This is a genomic window from Paenibacillus yonginensis (assembly GCF_001685395.1).
In the GTDB taxonomy this organism is placed as follows: Bacteria; Bacillota; Bacilli; order Paenibacillales; family Paenibacillaceae; genus Fontibacillus; species Fontibacillus yonginensis.
In genome coordinates this window covers 4758767-4776604 of record NZ_CP014167.1, presented here as the reverse complement: position 1 = coordinate 4776604, position 17838 = coordinate 4758767, and the positions used below count along the sequence as shown (strand labels likewise).

General features: G+C 45.9%; 20 protein-coding genes. 7 read left to right on the top strand and 13 right to left on the bottom strand.

The genetic code is table 11. From position 1 onward, the window contains the following. Positions 1–88 precede the first annotated feature (88 nt). The 3 genes from AWM70_RS21585 to AWM70_RS21575 form a co-directional block, all read right to left on the bottom strand. A complete protein-coding gene (locus tag AWM70_RS21585) occupies positions 89–583 on the bottom strand; it encodes a low molecular weight protein-tyrosine-phosphatase (RefSeq protein ID WP_068699916.1) in 495 nt (164 codons plus the stop codon). A 72-nt stretch (positions 584–655) separates the two neighbouring features. Beyond that, a complete protein-coding gene (locus AWM70_RS21580) occupies positions 656–1816 on the bottom strand; it encodes a DUF4179 domain-containing protein (protein ID WP_068699914.1) in 1161 nt (386 codons plus the stop codon). Further along, the gene (locus AWM70_RS21575; protein ID WP_068699912.1) at positions 1794–2366 is read right to left on the bottom strand and encodes an RNA polymerase sigma factor; all 573 of its coding nucleotides are present in this window, start codon (positions 2364–2366) and stop codon (positions 1794–1796) included. Before AWM70_RS21575 ends, AWM70_RS21580 begins: the two co-directional genes overlap by 23 nt. Before the next feature lie 225 nt (positions 2367–2591). Here AWM70_RS21575 and AWM70_RS21570 point away from each other — a divergent pair, with 225 nt between their 5' ends. From AWM70_RS21570 to AWM70_RS21560, 3 genes are all read left to right on the top strand, one after another. Further along, positions 2592–3416: an aldo/keto reductase gene (locus tag AWM70_RS21570; protein ID WP_068699910.1), complete on the top strand. Its 825-nt coding sequence runs from the start codon at positions 2592–2594 to the stop codon at positions 3414–3416. A gap of 324 nt (positions 3417–3740) precedes the next feature. Further along, the gene (locus AWM70_RS21565) at positions 3741–3947 is read left to right on the top strand and encodes a hypothetical protein (RefSeq protein WP_237167781.1); all 207 of its coding nucleotides are present in this window, start codon (positions 3741–3743) and stop codon (positions 3945–3947) included. A 311-nt stretch (positions 3948–4258) separates the two neighbouring features. Then, complete coding sequence (locus AWM70_RS21560; protein WP_068699908.1) at positions 4259–5479, top strand: MFS transporter; 1221 nt, start codon at positions 4259–4261, stop codon at positions 5477–5479. Between the two features lie 92 nt (positions 5480–5571). On the opposite strand, the gene AWM70_RS21555 is transcribed toward AWM70_RS21560, so the two are convergent. Next, entirely contained in the window at positions 5572–5772 is a 201-nt protein-coding gene (locus AWM70_RS21555; RefSeq protein WP_068699906.1) for a hypothetical protein, read from the bottom strand. A 254-nt stretch (positions 5773–6026) separates the two neighbouring features. On the opposite strand from AWM70_RS21555, the gene AWM70_RS23605 reads away from it, so the two are divergent. Further along, on the top strand, positions 6027–6236 hold the full coding sequence (locus AWM70_RS23605) for a hypothetical protein (RefSeq protein ID WP_068699904.1): 210 nt from the start codon (positions 6027–6029) through the stop codon (positions 6234–6236). A 659-nt stretch (positions 6237–6895) separates the two neighbouring features. On the opposite strand, the gene AWM70_RS21545 is transcribed toward AWM70_RS23605, so the two are convergent. Further along, entirely contained in the window at positions 6896–8347 is a 1452-nt protein-coding gene (locus tag AWM70_RS21545; protein WP_068698817.1) for an IS1182 family transposase, read from the bottom strand. 364 nt (positions 8348–8711) lie between these two features. On the opposite strand from AWM70_RS21545, the gene AWM70_RS21540 reads away from it, so the two are divergent. The 3 genes from AWM70_RS21540 to AWM70_RS21530 all read left to right on the top strand — a co-directional run bounded on the left by AWM70_RS21540 (position 8712) and on the right by AWM70_RS21530 (position 11183). Beyond that, positions 8712–9161, top strand: a complete 450-nt coding sequence (locus tag AWM70_RS21540) for a MarR family winged helix-turn-helix transcriptional regulator (protein ID WP_068699902.1) — start codon at positions 8712–8714, stop codon at positions 9159–9161. 48 nt (positions 9162–9209) lie between these two features. After that, positions 9210–9737 (top strand): arsinothricin resistance N-acetyltransferase ArsN1 family A, encoded by a 528-nt coding sequence (locus AWM70_RS21535; RefSeq protein ID WP_237167780.1) that lies wholly within the window; start codon positions 9210–9212, stop codon positions 9735–9737. A gap of 105 nt (positions 9738–9842) precedes the next feature. Next, entirely contained in the window at positions 9843–11183 is a 1341-nt protein-coding gene (locus AWM70_RS21530; RefSeq protein ID WP_068699900.1) for an NAD(P)-binding domain-containing protein, read from the top strand. Positions 11184–11244: 61 nt separating this feature from the next. Here AWM70_RS21530 and AWM70_RS21525 read toward each other — a convergent pair whose 3' ends face one another. The 8 genes from AWM70_RS21525 to AWM70_RS21490 form a co-directional block, all read right to left on the bottom strand. Then, positions 11245–11673 carry a protein-tyrosine phosphatase family protein gene (locus AWM70_RS21525; protein ID WP_068699898.1) on the bottom strand — a complete coding sequence of 143 codons (429 nt, stop codon included), beginning with the start codon at positions 11671–11673 and terminating at the stop codon, positions 11245–11247. 33 nt (positions 11674–11706) lie between these two features. Then, the gene (gene arsC, locus AWM70_RS21520) at positions 11707–12132 is read right to left on the bottom strand and encodes an arsenate reductase (thioredoxin) (protein WP_068699893.1); all 426 of its coding nucleotides are present in this window, start codon (positions 12130–12132) and stop codon (positions 11707–11709) included. 41 nt (positions 12133–12173) lie between these two features. Next, positions 12174–13577 carry an arsenic transporter gene (locus AWM70_RS21515; protein WP_068699891.1) on the bottom strand — a complete coding sequence of 468 codons (1404 nt, stop codon included), beginning with the start codon at positions 13575–13577 and terminating at the stop codon, positions 12174–12176. A 14-nt stretch (positions 13578–13591) separates the two neighbouring features. Further along, complete coding sequence (locus AWM70_RS21510) at positions 13592–13912, bottom strand: ArsR/SmtB family transcription factor (RefSeq protein ID WP_418303192.1); 321 nt, start codon at positions 13910–13912, stop codon at positions 13592–13594. Positions 13913–14283: 371 nt separating this feature from the next. Then, positions 14284–15579, bottom strand: coding sequence for an ABC transporter permease (locus tag AWM70_RS21505; protein ID WP_068699887.1), 1296 nt, complete (start codon positions 15577–15579; stop codon positions 14284–14286). After that, positions 15572–16477 (bottom strand): ABC transporter ATP-binding protein, encoded by a 906-nt coding sequence (locus tag AWM70_RS21500; RefSeq protein WP_068699886.1) that lies wholly within the window; start codon positions 16475–16477, stop codon positions 15572–15574. The genes AWM70_RS21505 and AWM70_RS21500 overlap by 8 nt, the downstream gene beginning before the upstream one ends. Then, a complete protein-coding gene (locus tag AWM70_RS21495; RefSeq protein ID WP_068699884.1) occupies positions 16477–17385 on the bottom strand; it encodes an ATP-binding cassette domain-containing protein in 909 nt (302 codons plus the stop codon). Before AWM70_RS21495 ends, AWM70_RS21500 begins: the two co-directional genes overlap by 1 nt. Next, complete coding sequence (locus tag AWM70_RS21490) at positions 17382–17795, bottom strand: GntR family transcriptional regulator (RefSeq protein WP_068699882.1); 414 nt, start codon at positions 17793–17795, stop codon at positions 17382–17384. The genes AWM70_RS21495 and AWM70_RS21490 overlap by 4 nt, the downstream gene beginning before the upstream one ends. Between the last annotated feature and the right edge of the window lie 43 nt (positions 17796–17838).

Genomic DNA, 17838 nt, shown 5'->3' with positions numbered 1-17838 from the left:
GTGTGTAGGGAGGGATATGTATTTTTGTGAGAAGCTGACAAAGAAAAAAGGAGCCTGATCGATTCCTCGATTGGCCCCTTACTTGTCTTTACAAATTATGCTCCCGCCGGATGTGGCCCAGTAAAGCCTTGTTTCCCTTGCCCACCAGCTCGTAAGTCTCGTCGAAATTGCCGGTATAATAAGGGTCCGGTACATCTTTGAGCTTCACATCGGGAACGAGATCCAGCAGCTTGATGACCTCGGTGGAGGCGCCTTTCATCAGCTTGCGCAGATTGCTCACGTTGGAGTCGTCCATTGCAATAATATAATCGAAGTCTGAAAAATCATTGGCAGCTACTTGTCTCGCCCGCAGCCCCTCATAGGAAATGCCGTACCGGTCCAGAATAGTCCGCGTTCCTTGATGCGGGGGATTGCCGGTATGCCAGTCGCCGGTTCCGGCCGAATCGATGTTGAAGCGATCCGCAAGTCCTTCCTGCTGAACCAGATGGCGGAACATCGCCTCTGCCATCGGCGAACGGCAAATGTTGCCGAGACATACAAATAAAACCCCGATCTTGTCCTTATGTTGTTGATCCGTTGTCATCTCTATCACCTCAAACCCGATAGTACATGATGGATGGGAAGGTGGCAAGCAAAACGCGGCTTTCTACTGGGTTTAACGAGACTCCGGTGGACAAAGCAGCGTCACCTCTAGTTCAGGAATATAATCGACAATCGGGTATCCGTCTTCATCAAGCTGGAAACTTGTTTTGTCCTGCTTAAATCGCATGAAGTAAGGTTTAATAATAATCTTTTGAGGAGTGGAGGGAAATGGATTAAAGCGATATTCGGTCACTAATTCGGTCCCCCCCGTTGCATTCCATCCATTGCCGCTTAACAGGTTGAATATATTTCCCTTCTCATCAAACACATCGATCCCCATACTTCTTGTTGGTACATCAAACTCTGCATCTCCCAATAACCTGAGATGCGTTGTTATTGTGGTTGTAAGAGGAGAAAGCTCAATTTTATCGATGGTGAAATCAAAATTTTTATAGTGTTTGCTTACAGATGGCTGCAGAACCAGAAAGCTCCCTGTATTTCGCTCAACCGGGATATGGATTCTAAAGGGCTCCTCTATTCCTGACACTTTAATATTCAGACCTAAATTGAAGTTGGAAGGGAATGCCTTCCCTCCTTGGTTGTGAAGATCAGAAAATTCCATAATAGAAGAATTGTTGTCCTTACCCGGATATTGAAGGATCCCTATTGAGTTTGAGGAATCCGGAGCGAAGGTTTGTATGGACTTCCCGTCAATGAACAGGTCTATATCACTTATTCGATTTATGATCCCATCTTCGGAATCTGTTCCCCCAAAAGCGGCCTGCTGCTGTTCCTGTTCTTGTCCCTGCTCCTGCTCCAAACCAATGGCTACACGTGATCCGTCATAGGTTACCAGGGGTACTTTGAGCGTTAATCCTTGATGTGTATCTTTGGCTTCGAGATGTGTGACAAGGCCGTTGTCTTCAGCCGACTTCAAACCTAAATCATCGGATAAATTAAAGATAGAAGCAAGTCCATGTTTAATTGATGCAGCCATGGTGGGAGAAACAAAACTACCGCTAATCACAATGATAAAAAAGGCGGCCGCCGAAGCTATTATCGCCGTTATTTTCTGACGTTTATCGTGCCGAGCACCAGAGGAACCGTTACTATTTTTATAGCGTTCCATAGTGGGTTCAGTCAGATCGATTGCCATCGGGGTATTTCGGATTAACTGTTCTATCCGTTCTAATTGAACATCTTGAACATCATCAACCTCTGAGCGAGTGCTCATATTGTCTCCCTCCTTGTACCTCTCTCTTTACGATTTTCTTTCGGATTCTTTCGTATTTCTTCCTGACTGTGGCTGGTTTGAGATCCATAATGGCCCCTATTTCATCGAAACTGTATTCTTCAAGCGCTCTTAGCAGCAGTATCCTTTTTTCTTCGGTGTTAAGCTTCTCTAACAATTGAATAATTTGATCGGTATACTTGTTCCCTTTATCTTCTTCAGCACGTTCCCTTCTATACTGTGACAACATTTGGCGCATTCTGTTCCTCTTCTTGATTAAGTCGATGCAATGATTGTGAGCAATTTTATAAACCCATGCGGAAAAAGAAGCTGTAGGCACATAATCCTGGATTCGCCTTAAACATTTAATAAAAATGTCCTGAGCAGCATCTTCAGCCTCGGCCTGATCCTCGAGCAGATAATAGCAATACAGCAGTATGTTTTTCTGCAAATGGCGAATGATCATCGGAAAGGCAGAAATATCGCCCGACTGGACTTTCTCCACAGCCAGCTTTAAATCCAGGCTCGGTTGATCCTCTTTGTCGTTGTTCAATGGATGACCTCCTTTGCCTATATAACTTTCACAAAAGGCAATTTGTGACAAGCGGTGAAAAAATATTTACAGCCAGTAGGAATCTAGTATGAAGTATGCAATTTTTAACACAGGAAATATTTGCATCCGCTTTGCTGCTCCTCTAAGCTAAAGATAAGCACTCGCTTATGTGACATGCTGGAATCATAACCAATCAAATCCGAATGGAAGGGATGGAGAATTCGCATGCAATACGTAAGACTAGGAAACACAGGAATGCGGGTATCCCGGCTGGCTTTGTGCTGTATGAGCTACGGCGATCCTGACCGCGGCAATCACACCTGGACCCTGAATGAAGAGCAGAGCCGTCCTTTTATTAAAAGGGCTTTGGAGCTTGGCATTAATTTCTTTGATACAGCAAATGTATACTCGGACGGAACCAGCGAAGAAATCGTTGGACGAGCCTTAAAGGATTTCGCAAGCCGTGATGAAGTCGTGATTGCGACCAAGGTACACGGCGTTATGCGTCCAGGTCCAAACGGCGGGGGCTTGTCCCGCAAAGCGATTATGTCGGAGATCGACAACAGTCTGAAACGACTGGGCACCGACTATGTGGACTTATATCAAATTCACCGCTGGGATTACAATACTCCGATTGAGGAAACGATGGAGGCCCTCCATGACGTGGTAAAAGCGGGCAAAGCCCGGTATATCGGCGTCATTCCTTGGAGTCCGCTGGCCCGCGGCCGTCTGACCCGGGACTGGGAAGACACCAGCCTGCGCTCGGAAAATGATAACTTCGCCCGCACCTTGTACACGGCGACCGAAGAAGCCGACCGCAAAGTGGCTGCAGTCGTCAAAGAAATTGCCGAAGCCCGCGGCGTGCCCCGCGCGCAGATCGCTTTGGCCTGGGTGCTGCAGAAGCAGCCTGTAACGGCTCCGATCATCGGCGCAACGAAAACTCACCACCTGGAGGATGCCGTTTCGGCGCTCGAAATCGTACTGACCGCCGACGAAATCCAGCGGCTCGAAGAGCCTTATGTACCGCATCCGGTAACAGGATTTGCGTGAGGGATTGTCCGTTTAAGGACAAATGCAAAGCGGCCCAGCCTTCCTGACTTGCTGCATAAGATGGACGGCCTCCGCTTAATACGCTAAATGCGTTATTACACTTAATCCTTAATACATTTAGTTTAATGTTTAATATGCTTAATATGCTTAATAACAGAAAGGCGCTCAGGCTTTGGTCGTGAGCGCCTTTCTGTTTGTTCATATTTAGAGTTTGGCTTGATGAGGATGAGGAGTGTGCAGCTTAACTTTAGATTCGGCAGAAATTGGAATATGTTGTATAATGATATTATACAGATCCATATCCCGACAAAGGAGTTGATCCACATGTCTGACTTGGGGGATTTCAACGTTCCGACTAATCCCGGCACCAATGACCCTTATGCGCTTAAGGCGAACCACGACGTGAACCAGCATAACCTTCATCATCACGGCGCTCCGGGCCTTTGGCGGCAGATTTCGAATCTGTTGATTACGGTGGCTATTTGTGCAGCTATTATAGGGATAATTATCTTGTTCAATAAAATATTCTAAACCATGTTCGGGCTGAAGTACCCGGGTTCATGTTCAGGGTTTGAATTCGTGTTCAGGATTCGAGTTCCTGTTCAGAGTTCCTATTCAGAGTTTGATTCAGAATTCGAGCTGATGTCTAATCCGGCCAAAGGGACCCCCTTTGGTCTTATTTGTTGATCCACAATGAGAAGTCAGCCTTTCCAAACACTTAAAGATTTGCTTGCTTATTTGCCCGAATTATCATTATGATGATATAGATTTATCGGGGCGTTCTTAAGAGAGAAATAAACAAGTGGAGATTTATTTACTGTATGCAGAAAGGTTGACTCATCATGGCATTATCTCAGCCTCAGCCGCTTACTACGAAACAGGTTCGTAAAGATCCCTTCCCGATCTCGATCCTGTCTTTGACGGTAGGCGCTTTCGCTATCGGCATGACCGAATTTGTGATCATGGGCATTCTGCCCAATGTCGCTCAGGATTTAAATGTCAGCATCCCCACGGCGGGCCAGCTGATTACGATGTACGCGCTTGGCGTTGCGGTTGGCGCGCCTATTTTGACTATACTGACCCACCGGATTCCGCAAAAGCTGCTGCTCTGCCTCCTAATGGTCATCTTTATTGTCGGCAACGGCGTTTCGGTCATTGCGCCGAACTATGCTTTTCTGATGGGAGCCCGGCTGCTTACCGCGCTGACACACGGAACGTTCTTCGGCGTAGGAGCGGTTATCGCCTCCAACCTGGTAAAGCCGGACAGAAGGGCTGGCGCCGTATCCATTATGATGGCCGGACTGACGATAGCAAATATTATCGGCGTGCCGGTCGGTACGTTTATCGGCCAGCATCTCGGCTGGCGTGCTTCGTTTGCGACCATTTCCCTGATGGGAGTGGTTGCTCTGATCGGCGTGATGATCTTCATTCCAAAGATCAAACAAGACGAATCCGGCGGGATTCTGCAGCAGGTCAGCGCTCTGGTGAAGCCGAAGCTGCTGCTGTTCCTGTTCGTCGCTGCGCTTGGCAATGCCGGGCTGTTCGCTGTCTTCACTTACATCACTCCGCTGCTGACGCAAATCACCGGCTTTGCGGAATCCAATGTGACCTGGATTCTGGTGCTCTTCGGCTGCGGCGTTACGATCGGCAACATAATCGGCGGCAAGCTGGCCGACTGGAAGCTGATGCCTTCCGTGCTGGGCATTTATCTGACCACCAGCGTGCTGCTGACGATTCTGACCTTTACGATCCACAGCCATGTGGCGGCTGTGCTGACTATTTTCCTGTGGGGCATGGCTTCCTTCGCCGTAATGCCCGGCATGCAGATTCGCGTCATGAATCTCGCCAAAGGAGCTCCGGCTCTTGCTTCTACCTCCAGCCACTCGGCAGGCAATCTCGGCAATGCAGCCGGGGCGTTTATCGGCGGTTGGACCATTAACCAGCTCTCCATCGGCGCTTTGCCATGGGTAGGTGCCGTTCTAGTTGGCTTGGGTCTGGTGATTGGCGCTATTAGCTGCGCTGCGGAGCGGAGAACAGAGTCGCATGAAGGGCAGGAAGACTGAACAACGAATTTTAGATGAAACACGACAAGCCCAAGGGAATTCCCTTGGGCTTTGTCATTTAGCGGATAACGGTCATTTTCCGTTAATAAGGATTAATTTCTGTAATCATACTCATAATCATCTTCGGTCAATTTCATCCTGTAATCGAAAGAAAGAATGGCGATAACGGGAAGGAACGCGATCAACACAGCATACAGCAGATTCTCCGGCTTAAAGTCAAAAAGGTATCCCACACCTGCAAAACTGAGCAGAAACGCAGTCATCATAGCGATGAGTTTAGCTTTCCGAGTCATTTGATTTCCTCCTGTTCACAATCACAGCCTGCTGCAGGATTCTGGGTGATTAGAGGTCTTCGGCCTTTGTGTGATTCATTCAATTTAGTAATATTTTACCATGAATAATGGCGATTGAATAGAATATTAGGACCGGTGCTGAAGCTACAAATTCCGCTTATAAGGAAGAAAATAAACTGCCCTCAGGAAGAAAAGCCCTGGCCGTTTTAAGAATTAGGAAAGACGGACATTTACTGATTGATGAAATCGAGGCTATGTTAAACGAACTGGACTTTAATCCTCATGAATCAAAGGCCTTAAAACATGCTACTCACATTGTTAATAATGGGATTAAAAAATACATAGAAGTAAACCCATTCTTAGAATATTTATGGTCCATTCAAATGAATGAGCTCCTCCAATCTTATAAAATTTCAGCCTTTGAACAGGTCAAACTAACAGAAGAAGAAAAAATAGAATATTGAATTTTAATTATTTATATAAAGGTGCCGTCTTAAAAAGGAAATCAGCGGTGTATTATACGAGTGGGCTAACATAAACAATGTTCTTCAAGCTGACTTTATAAAGAGATTAAATAACATTCTTGAAGTAATTACGTATGATATAAAAAGAAACAAAGACGAATATGATAAATTAACTACAGAACGTCACCAATATGTGAGACAAATAGTTTATTCGCTCGTTGACCAACTTAGTAATAACAAAAGTTGGAAAAAGTATTTTTTGGGAGTTTTCAATGCTTCAAATTTACTAGGTGCATATTCTCGTCATAGTAGTCATGAAATTATAGGCATTACAGGCGTTAACAAGAAAAAAAATGCAAGTTGTAAGGAAATAATTGACGAATGGATGAATAATCATACGTTGCCTAACGACGCACAATTCCTAAAAATCTTCAAACTCTGGTATTTTACTACTTCATACTTAGTTATAAATTGACTTCGGCTCCCCCATTTTAAACTATAGTTTAAAACAGAACAAAAAAATATACCCTGCCATTTTGGGAGGCCACTGAAGAACTTCCGGTTTTTAGACTAACAATTGCTTAAAAAACCAAAAGAGACATCTAATCTTGGGAGAATCCCGGTTGATGTCTCTTTTCATGCTCTCATTATCCGTTTTCTTACTCACTAAGCTTTAGTATCCGTTTCAAGTTCACAACAAATATCGCCATAGCGCCTTGAAGCTCCATACCTAAAAGACCCGAGGATGTGGCTACATCATACCCGTGCCTGTGTTTGAGTTCACTGTTCTTCGCTTCGATCTTGTAGCGTTCTTTAGATTTCGTCTTAAAATATTCGCTTTCCTGGAAAGCCATTTGTTCCTTATGCTCGTTAGATTTTATGCTCACGGAATAAGTTTTGCTCTTCGCACCTTCCTTGTAACAACCTTCCCTAAGCGGACATCGCTTGCAAATTTCTACATCGAAATAATACGTGTCGGTTTGGTTCGCGCCTACACCCTTTTTCCCAGTTCTCGCCTTGCGAACTGCCATATGACCGGCTTTGCATACGTACATACCGGCATCTTTGTTGAACAGAAATTCGTCTTCTTTCTTCCGACCGCCTTGCGTGATGAGTGGATTGAGTTTAGCTACAAGTTCGATCTCGTTATTCTTCGCGTAAGAGATGTTATCCTTTTCGGAGTACGCGGTATCGCCAATTACTGTCTTCACCTGCATGCCAGCTGCTTTGCTTTTTTCAATTAGCGTCTGCAATTGCTTGCCATCGTTCTTCTCGCCTGTTGTCACAACAGCCGCAGTAATGATTCGTTCCTCGGTCATCGCCAGATGCGTCTTGTATCCAAAGAACGCTGAATCTGTGCTCTTGTGTCCCACTCGAGCATCCTGGTCAGCCGTACTACGAAGCTGCTCTACGTCGTCTTCCACTGTTTCTTTCAGCAGGTTCAGCGGTTCCAGCACCTTAGGTACTTGAGCGACCCCTGATTCCGTCTCGATGAAGGAAATTAGTTTCTGGCAATATTCAATTTCGTCTTCCAGTACGTCGGTTGTGTTTTTTGTCGGCATCCTCGCCTTCACTGATTCATCCATCGCGTAGACGGCCTTGCGCAGCTTCCTCGCACGATCTTGCAGTATTTCTTGCGGAGACTTTTGGTTGTACCTTGCTTTCGTATGGGTCGCGTCTACGATGATCGAGTTGCTTTTTAAGATATCTTTTTCGACAGCGAGGACCACCGTCTTGCCGATGAGCATGTCCAGCAGATTCATGTCCTTTAACCGCAGCTTGCGGAATTTCGTCAGCGAACTCGAATCGATGACCGGGTCTTCTGGTGCCATGTCGAGAAAGTACTTGAACGATAGGTCGTACCTCGAGCGCTCGACGATATCTACGTCAGACAACTCGAATATGGCTTTTAACAGCAGGTACTTGAACATGCGGATCGGATCGATCGCGCTGCGACCGTTGTCCAAGCAGTATTTATCTTTCAATTCATCGTATATGAAAGTGAAGTCCACCAGATCGTTGATTTGGCGCAACATATTGTCCTTTGGCACCACGATGTCATACAACCCTGCATATGGACTTAAAACCAATGATTGTTGTTGCCGAATCATCCGCTCACCCGCTCTCCATGATGCCTTAATTATAAGCGAAAAAAAGAAGCACAGACTCCTCAAATTTCTTGAGGGTCTGTACCTCTTTCGTGAAATGGACTTTTTCAGTGGCCTCCCATTTTGGCAAGGTCTGTTAAAGTTATTTAAGGAAATTGGGCTGAACAAGACTTGATAAAATAAAATATTATCTGCCGCAGTTATTGTTCAACTAACCTGCCTCTAGTTCAATCCTGTGTGGACAATATCGATCGAACTGAAAAGGAATAAGCATTAGAATTATTAAGCATTCTTTTAAAAGAACGTTTAATTTTACTTGCATTTTGCAAATAAATAAGCTATAACTAGATCCAAGAGGTGACATACTTTGGAAAACGCACGTGAACTGTTTCAAATTATGACTCGTCGCTTCGGATTGCTCAATAAGAACTGCTGTAGTGTAGGTGGGTGTGATATCTCCCCTGTACAAAGCCATATCCTGTATGAAGTGGATCGTCGGCATCAACCTTCGATGCAGCAAATTGCGGACATCCTCGGCACGGACATTACAACGTTTAGCAGACAGATTCAATCTTTAGTTCGAATGAACTTGATTCAAAAAACACCTGATCCCTCCGATCGCCGAGTATATACCCTATCCCTCACTACGGAAGGAAAGTTTGTGGCTACGACCATTGATCAGCAAATGAATGCTTTTTTGGATGAAGTTTTCTCTTATATGAGTGAAGAAGAGCACCAAACGGTTCTAAAGTCCATTAAACTGATGAATGAAGCCATGGCGAAGTCAGATAATTGCTGCCGCCCCGTCAAGGGGTGATAGCTTTTAAATAATACTTGCAAAATGCAAATAAAAGGAGTGTACTTTATGCATGAGTCCCAGAAAATGTCAACTACAACAATGAAGATACGCCAAGCTCAACCTTTAGACTTGGAAAGTATTCGGCGCATCTATAATCAAGGAATTGAGGACCGAATCGCAACTCTAGAAAACGAAACTAAAGATATGGCCTATATGCAGCAGTGGTACGATTCGCACAGGGATCGTTTTGTCATCCTTGTTGCCGAAGAACAAGGCAAGGTGGTTGGCTGGGCCTCCTTAAACCCCTATTCCCTCCGTTGTGCTTATGCAGGGGTAGCCGATTTGTCTATTTACATTGATCGTGACCATAGAGGGAAAGGCGTGGGAAGTGCTCTTCTTACCGAGTTAGAGGAACAAGCTAAGGCGAATCAGTTTTATAAAATTGTTCTCTTTACGTTCCCCTCGAATCAAGGCGGTCAAGGTCTATATCGAAAATTAGGTTATAGAGAAGTTGGAGTTTTTCAAAACCAGGGCGTCCTAGACGGTCAATTTATTGATGTCATGATTATGGAGAAGCTGTTTATGGGCAGTTAATTACTTAACTAAATATAGTAGAGCCCTTACCCTATTTGGTAGGGAACTATTTAAACAAAAACTTGCAATGTGCAAATAAAATTTAAAGTTATGGAGGAACACATTATGAATAAACAATTACCTGTAGCTATTATTGGCGGTGGCCCAGTGGCTCTTGCTGCTGCAGCACAGCTTGTAAAAAGAAATTTACCATTTGTTTTATTTGAAAAAGGATCAACCGTTGGAGCCTCGGTCTTAAGCTGGAAACACGTCCGCATGTTCTCCACCTGGGAGTTTAATATAGATCCGGTTGCCAGGGAATTGCTCTTGCAAAGCGACTGGCAGGCACCTAATTCAAATGATCTACCGACGGGAAAGGATTTGGTGGAACTCTATCTTAACCCTTTATCCCAATTAAGCTCCATTAAGCCTAATGTTTCTCTGAATACAGAAGTCACGGCTGTTTACCGGAAAGACATAGACAAAATGAAGACACTGGGCAGAGAAAAAGCTCCTTTTATTTTGGAATACACTCAAGAAGGCCGAACGGGAATAGTCGAAGCTTCAGCAGTCATCGACGCTACTGGTACTTGGCTATCTCCAAATTCCATGACAGCAAACGGAAAGGTTTCTGATGGGGAGCTTAAACATGGCGAACATATTCGTTATGGCATACCAGATATTTTGGGTATGGAGTATAAAAAATATGCTGGCAAAAATGTAGCTGTCATCGGCAGCGGTCATTCTGCTATACAGTCCCTTACTCTTCTTCATCAGCTGCAGTTGCAGGAGAAACAGACTAAGATCCATTGGATTTTGAGAAAACAGCAAGTAGATGAAGCCTTTGGAGGCGGCGAAAATGATGGTCTTCCGGCACGCGGTGAACTCGGAATGAAGGCGTATCGATTTGTTCAAGAGGGGAACGTGGAAGTTCATACACCTTTTCTTGTTCAGGAAATTAAAGAGGATCAGGAATCCAGGCAGCTTGCCCTTATCGGCAAACAGAACGGCGATCAAACTCAAATTCTTAACCTGGACGAAATTATTGTCGCCACCGGATCACGGCCGGACTTCTCATTTCTGAGTGAACTAAGATATACCTTTGATCCGGCAATTGAATGTGTTCCTCAGTTAGCGAACCTCATTGATCCTAATATTCATAGCTGTGGGACGGTTCGGCCACATGGTGAAACCGAACTGCAGCAACCTGAGAAGGATCTGTACATCGTAGGGGCTAAAAGTTATGGCCGTGCTCCAACCTTTTTGCTTGCAACCGGTTATGAGCAGGTAAGAAGCGTTGTTGCTGCCATTGCCGGTGATTTTGAGGCTGCTCGTGAGGTCAAACTGAAACTTCCTGAGACTGGAGTATGCTCGATCTCTAAACATAATCTTGCAGCTCAAGAAGAAACGGGATGTTGTGGTCCTGTGGTTCAGGACTCAGGATGTGGACCAAAGAGTTGCTCGTAATATTACACTTCGGAGAAATGAAGAAGAGGCCCTTTATGGAGACCTCTTCTTTTTCCGTTTATCAATACATTTTTTCAAGGGATTGACGATGGGAGGATTTAATGTTGATGCTTGGACGAATGGTTTTCGCCAGGACTTCCGCTTCCTGCAAGTCTTTACTTATGCCTAATTCAATAAGAGTACCGATTGCTACAGTTCCCGTTCTGCCTCTACCTCCACCACAATGGAATCCTACTTTCTTCCCACTATGATAAGCTTTCAGCACATTGTCTATCGCCTCACGGTAAAGCTCATCCTGAGGGCCTGTAGCATGGTCCTCTAAAGGGACTTGGACCCATTGAAGCTTCTCATTTGCCAAAGCCGGCTCTGAGGCTTCACCACGCAAGTCAACGACTACTTCAATGCCTTCGTTGTAAAACATGTCTTCAACATCGGCTGCCCCACCGAAAAAAATTTTATCTTCTATAAGTGCCTGATAATTTTTAACCATAATGGATCTTCTCCTTAAAGGTCTTGAGTAGAATCATTTTCCAGTCTCAACAAACTGGGCAATCCGGTTTTTAATGGCATCACGAACTTGATTGAATTGAGCCGTAATCTCTTCATCCGTACCCGTGGCTTTAGCAGGATCATCAAAACCCCAATGCCACTTTGTAGCGTTAGGATTAGAAATTACTGGGCAATGTTCATCCGCATGGCCGCACAGCGTAATCACATAATCTGCGCGATTCAGGATTTCCGGATCGATTACATCCGAGGTATGGCTGCTGATATCAATACCAGCTTCTCTCATCGTTTGTACAGCCCGTGGATTTAATCCATGAGCTTCCAAGCCCGCACTTTTCACTTCATATCTATCTCCACCAAGTGCTTTTAAAAAGCCATCTGCGATTTGACTCCGGCAAGAATTCCCTGTGCACAAGAAATAAACAAGTGGTTTCTTTTCCATAATTAAATTCCCCTTTTACTCTTGATTTTGATAGGTATTGTTTAGTTGATACCCTGTTGGCTTTTTCTATTCAAAAGTTTCCGTACTCCCCACCAAACAGCTATGAGACAAACAAAAATTCCAGCAATGACAAGCCATAAATTGACCGAAGTGGAACTAATAAAGAATAGCCATAAGTAAAGGCCGGTCAAAGTGATGAACAGTGTCGGAACGGTTAAGATTAAGCCAATTTTAAAATAAGTTCCCCAACCAATTTTGACTCCTTTCTGAGCCAAGACATGAAGCCAAAGCAAAGTAGCTAATGAACCAATCGGCGTAATTTTAGGTCCCAAATCTGATCCGATCACATTTGCATAAATAAGCGACTCTCGTATAAAGCCTTCTGTTGAGGCTGCTTTAATCGCAAGCGCATCAATCATAACCGTAGGCATGTTGTTCATGATGGACGACAAAATAGCTGCTATAAAGCCGGAAGCTATTGTAGAAATAAACAATCCATGCTGGCTTACGGCTTCAAATAATTTGCCTAATTCATCTGTCAGACCCACATTTCTTAATCCATACACGACGACATACATACCGATGGAGAATACTACAACGGCCCAAGGAGCCTCTTTAATAAGTTTCCAAGTATGGATTTGAGGACTACTTTGAGCAAAAAGGATAAAGACCACAGCGACAATTCCAGCGATGACGGAAACTGGAATATTTATAAACTGACTGCACATATAGGCGATAAGCAAAACAGCAAGAATGACCCAGGATAAGCGGAACAATCGTCGATCTTTGATTGCTGAAGAAGGGACTTTAAGCTGCTCTACTTCATAGTGAACAGGGATACGTTTTCTGAACATTAAAAACAGCATGAACAGGCTTCCTGCGATTGAAAACAGGGTAGGGATAATCATCCTGCTGGCATAATCTACAAAGGAAATGCCAAAAAAATCAGACGAAACGATGTTCACCAAGTTACTGATTATGAGCGGCAAAGAAGCCGTGTCTGAAATAAAACCGCTTGCCATGATAAACGGCAAAATCATTCGCTCATTAAAGTTAAGACCTCGCACCATTGCAAGTACAATAGGAGTCAGGATCAGGGCTGCTCCATCATTGGCAAACAAAGCAGATACGGCAGCTCCGAGCAAAATCACGTAGACAAACATCAGCCGGCCGTTCCCCCTGGCAAACCTGGCTACGTGTAAGGCTGCCCATTCAAAGAAGCCAATTTCATCTAAGATGAGTGAAATCAGAATTATGGCCACAAAGGTCAGAGTAGCGTTCCATACAATTTGGGTTACGTCCCATACGTCAGAAAGTTGAACAACCCCAAAACATAGAGCCAGAATGGCTCCCCCTGCTGCTGACCACCCAATGCTTAACCCCCTTGGCTGCCAAATGACGAAGGTTAGCGTAACGAGAAAAATAACAATAGCAACAATTAGCATAGGACCTCCGGAAGTTAATCACATGATAAGCCGGTTCGGCCTTCAAGCTGAGATTTCATACAAGGAAGCTGGTTCATTACACTTTCCAGATAAGGTTTATCTTCTACGTTCAAGGAATAATAAACCCACTGGCTTTTTTTGGTTTCATGAACCAATCCACCTAATTTCAATTTTTTTAAATGTTGGCTTACATTAGGCTGACTTGTCTCCAAAATATCCACGATGTCGCAAACGCACATTTCCCGTTCCTTTAAAAGAGCCATAATGGTCAGTCTTGTTTTATCAGCGAGCAATTTCATATGATCTGACATTTCATCAATAGTGCTCACTAACATTCCTCCTCTCTGGCACTTTAAATGCTCTTATAATTCATAACAGATTATATAATCAATAACGAATATAATCAATCAGTTATATTTAACTCGCGTAACTTTCTTTATATTCAACTATCCATGCCGATTAGATTATCGAGTGGTAAAGGGGACTGGTAGCAATATCTTGTGATTATATCTACTTCAAAAATTTATCTTAAAAGGTTTTTCGCTTGAGAATAAATAACTATATTACTTGAAATTCAATTAAAAAGGTTGCCCTAGGAATTAGGAGCAACCTTTTTAATAACCGAAAAATATTACATATCATTGTACATGTGAATATTTATGCAATTCTCATTAATAATGACATCACACATAAACCCGCTTACCCCTCACATCTTATAAGCCCGCATCGCTTTGCCCAGCTCTTTGAGCGAAGGGCGTTTGCCGTACAGGAGCACGCCGGTGCGGTAGATCTTCGCCGACAGCCAGCCGAAGAAGAAGGTAGCGATCAGCAGAATCACAAGCGAAACGGCGATTTCCCATGTGGCTACCTCCCCTACTCCTACTCTCACCAGCATGGAGATCGGCGAGGTGAACGGGATAAATGAGGCGATTTTGATCAGCATCGTATTTGGCGTTGCAATACTGAAGATGCCGATATAGAAGGAAACCATTAACAGCAGTGTAATCGGCATGATCGCCTGTCCCAGTTCCTCTGTCCGGCTGACCAGGGAACCGATCGCTGCAAACAGAGTCGCATACAGGAAGTAACCCAGAATATAGAACACCAGCCCATACAGGAAGACGTCCGCACTAATCTGCGAAATATCGACGCCAAGGCCTTTGATCGCTTCGCGGTTATGCGGCATCGAGATATTCGCCACCACGACCACGGCGAAGAACACGATCTGCATTAAGCCAAGCAGGAACATGGCAATGATCTTGCCGAACATCTGAACCAGCGGTGAGACGCTGGTGATGAGGATCTCCATGATTCGCGAGCTTTTCTCAGCGGTTACTTCGGAGGCAATCATACTTCCGGTTGTTGTATTAATCATCAGGAACAGGATGATCAGAACGTATACGTAAATATAATTAGCTACCTTCGCGCTGTCGGAGGATTTTCCGTCTTGATCTCCCCCCGCCGTATTTGCACTGCCAGCCTTTTCCGCATTCAGTTGAACGGGCGATGCCAGTTCTGCCAGTTGGCTGTCGCTGAGCGAACCTCCGGCAATCGTCTGCATTTTCACCGTTTGAAGGGCGCTCTGCAGAGAAGCTGACAGACCTTGACCCGGATTGTCCCCGGATTTGGATACATAGGTCACTTCCGGAAAGCCGCCGCTGCGGTCCTGGCTGAATTTCAGATAAGCATCCAGCTTCTTGGAGGTTATATCCTGCTGGAGCTGCTCATCTTTGACCTCGCCTTTATAGTCAACGAGGGTGTAGCCCGGACTCTGCAATTGCTCCGAAACCTGGCGGAATTTCTCGGCGATGGCCGGCTGCGGTTCGTAGACCAGGCCGATATTCAGCGGCTTGTCATCTTTGTTCATAAACTTATCAATCAGGAACGGAACATTGGCCAGAATCGTAATCAGGATAGCAATGACCAGCATCGTAATCAGGAAAGATTTCTTGCGAATCTTGCTCATGAAAGAGAAACGGATAACGGTACCCAGCTTATTCATTGGACTCCCCCACTTCCTTGATGAAGATTTGGTTGAGCGTAGGCTCCTGGATTTCAAAATGCTCCACTTCGCTCTGCGCCATAGCGGTAGACAAAATCGCCTTAGCCGCCGAAATATCTGAAATCGATAATTGGTACCCCCGCTCTTTGCGTTCAACCTGCGTCACGCCGCCGATCCGGTCCAGCCCTTCCACAGCGCCTGTCGTCCGCAGGATCACCGATTCACGCGGATAACGTTTCTTGATTTCCTGCAAATCCCCCTGGATGACCGGGTTCGAGCGGTGCAAAATCGTAATGTTGCGGCACAGCTCTTCCACATGCTCCATCCGGTGCGTCGAGAACAAGATGCTCGTGCCTTCATTGCGCAGCTGCTTCACATTGGCTTTCAGCAATTCCACATTGACCGGGTCGAGGCCGCTGAATGCTTCGTCGAGAATCAGAATCTTTGGTTTATGCACAACGGCCGCAATAAAACCCATCTTCTGCTGGTTGCCCTTGGACAGCTCTTCAATCCGTTTATCGTAATACTCGGGCACCTCGAAACGATCCAGCCAATACTTCAGACTCTGGTCAGCTTCCTTCGCCGACATGCCGCGAAGCTGGGCCAGGTAAGTGATCTGCTCGCTGACCTTGATCTTGGGGTACAGGCCGCGTTCTTCAGGCAGATAACCCATTTCATGACGTTGATCCGGGCCATAAGGTTTGCCGAAATAAGAGATGTTCCCCCCATCCGGAAAAATAACCCCAAGCACCATCCGCATCGTCGTTGTTTTCCCAGCCCCGTTCGCGCCGAGCAAGCCGTAGATTTCCCCTTCCTCTACCTCAAGTGAAATTCCGTTAACGGCCGTCTTGTCTCCAAATTGCTTGAATACCTGATTCAGAACCAGTGGTTTTGCCATTACAACGTCCCCCTCTTCCATTTCAGTTCTTCGGGCAAATGCCCTTTCATCCAAAGCTCCAAAGCCTCTTCCAGCTCAATGCTCCTTCTTCTCAGCACCTCAATTGGCAGTTCATGCGCCAATCCTTCAGCTTCGGACGAGTTGACCAGCACTTTCATCAGATCCGGTCCCTGCTCCAGCTCCAGAGCGCCAAGCTGCCTCACCTCCTCGTGTCCGCCTCTAATCCACCATTCCTGAAAACATTCCTGCAGTGCATCCTTCTCGACCATCCCATAACTCCGGCCATCCCGCATCAGGACAACATAATCAGCCAGCCGCTTGATCTCATCCACGATATGGGTGCAGATGAGAATCGTGATCTCTTCTTCGGCCAGCAGGGTCTGCAGTCCGCCGATCATTTCCCGCCAGGCGAAAGGGTCCAGCCCGGAAGAAGGTTCGTCCAGGAGCAGCAGTTTGGGACGGCAGGCTAACGCTGCAGCGATCTCGAACTTGCGGCGTTCTCCCTTGGACATCTTCGAAAGTTTGATTCCGCGAGGCACACCAAAACGGTTCAGCAGCTCCTCGAACCTTGTTCCATCCCATTCGGGGTACCAGTGCGCCCGGAAGCCTCCCGCCTCCTCTGCCGTCGCCTGATTCTCCTCGTACATCGGAGCCTCTGGGACATAAGCGATCTTACGCTTCAGTTCGATCGGCAGGGTTCGTTCATATCGCTGACCAAACCATTCCAAGGTTCCCCCGTCCGGCTGGAGCGTCATCATCATCAAATGAAGAAGCGTGCTTTTTCCGGAGCCGTTAGGCCCCACCACTGCAACCACATGGCCCAAAGGAATATCAAGGTCGATGGGACCAAGCGTCTTTCTCCTTCCGCTTTTGACAATGCCGCTGAGCTTTATGGCCAAATCCGTCATTTTGCCTCCCCGCCTTTCTCCGTATCCTCAAACTTCTTCTCCAGCACTTCCAGAAACAACAGCTTTAATTCTTCTTTGCTGTATTGAACCGACCGGGCACTGTCAATGGCAGCCTCCAGCGCCTCCTTAACAAACGTTTGTTTATAGGTACCGCGCTGCTCATCTTCCACTTTGCCAACAAAAGTGCCTGTCCCCTGCTTGGTCCGCAGCAGTCCTTCGCTCTCCAGGTCCTGGTAGACCCGGCGGACCGTGATCGCACTGCAGTTAAGACTAGCCGCCAGCTCGCGTATGGAAGGAAGAAGGGTGCCTTCGCCCAGCTGTCCGCCGACTATCATCGAACGCAGCTGCGTTTCGATCTGATGATAAAGCGGCTCTGCGCTGCTCTCATTAATCTGTATGGGAATCCACACTCCGTGGCACCTCCTGTCCTGCTCTCCTATCTGTAAATCATTA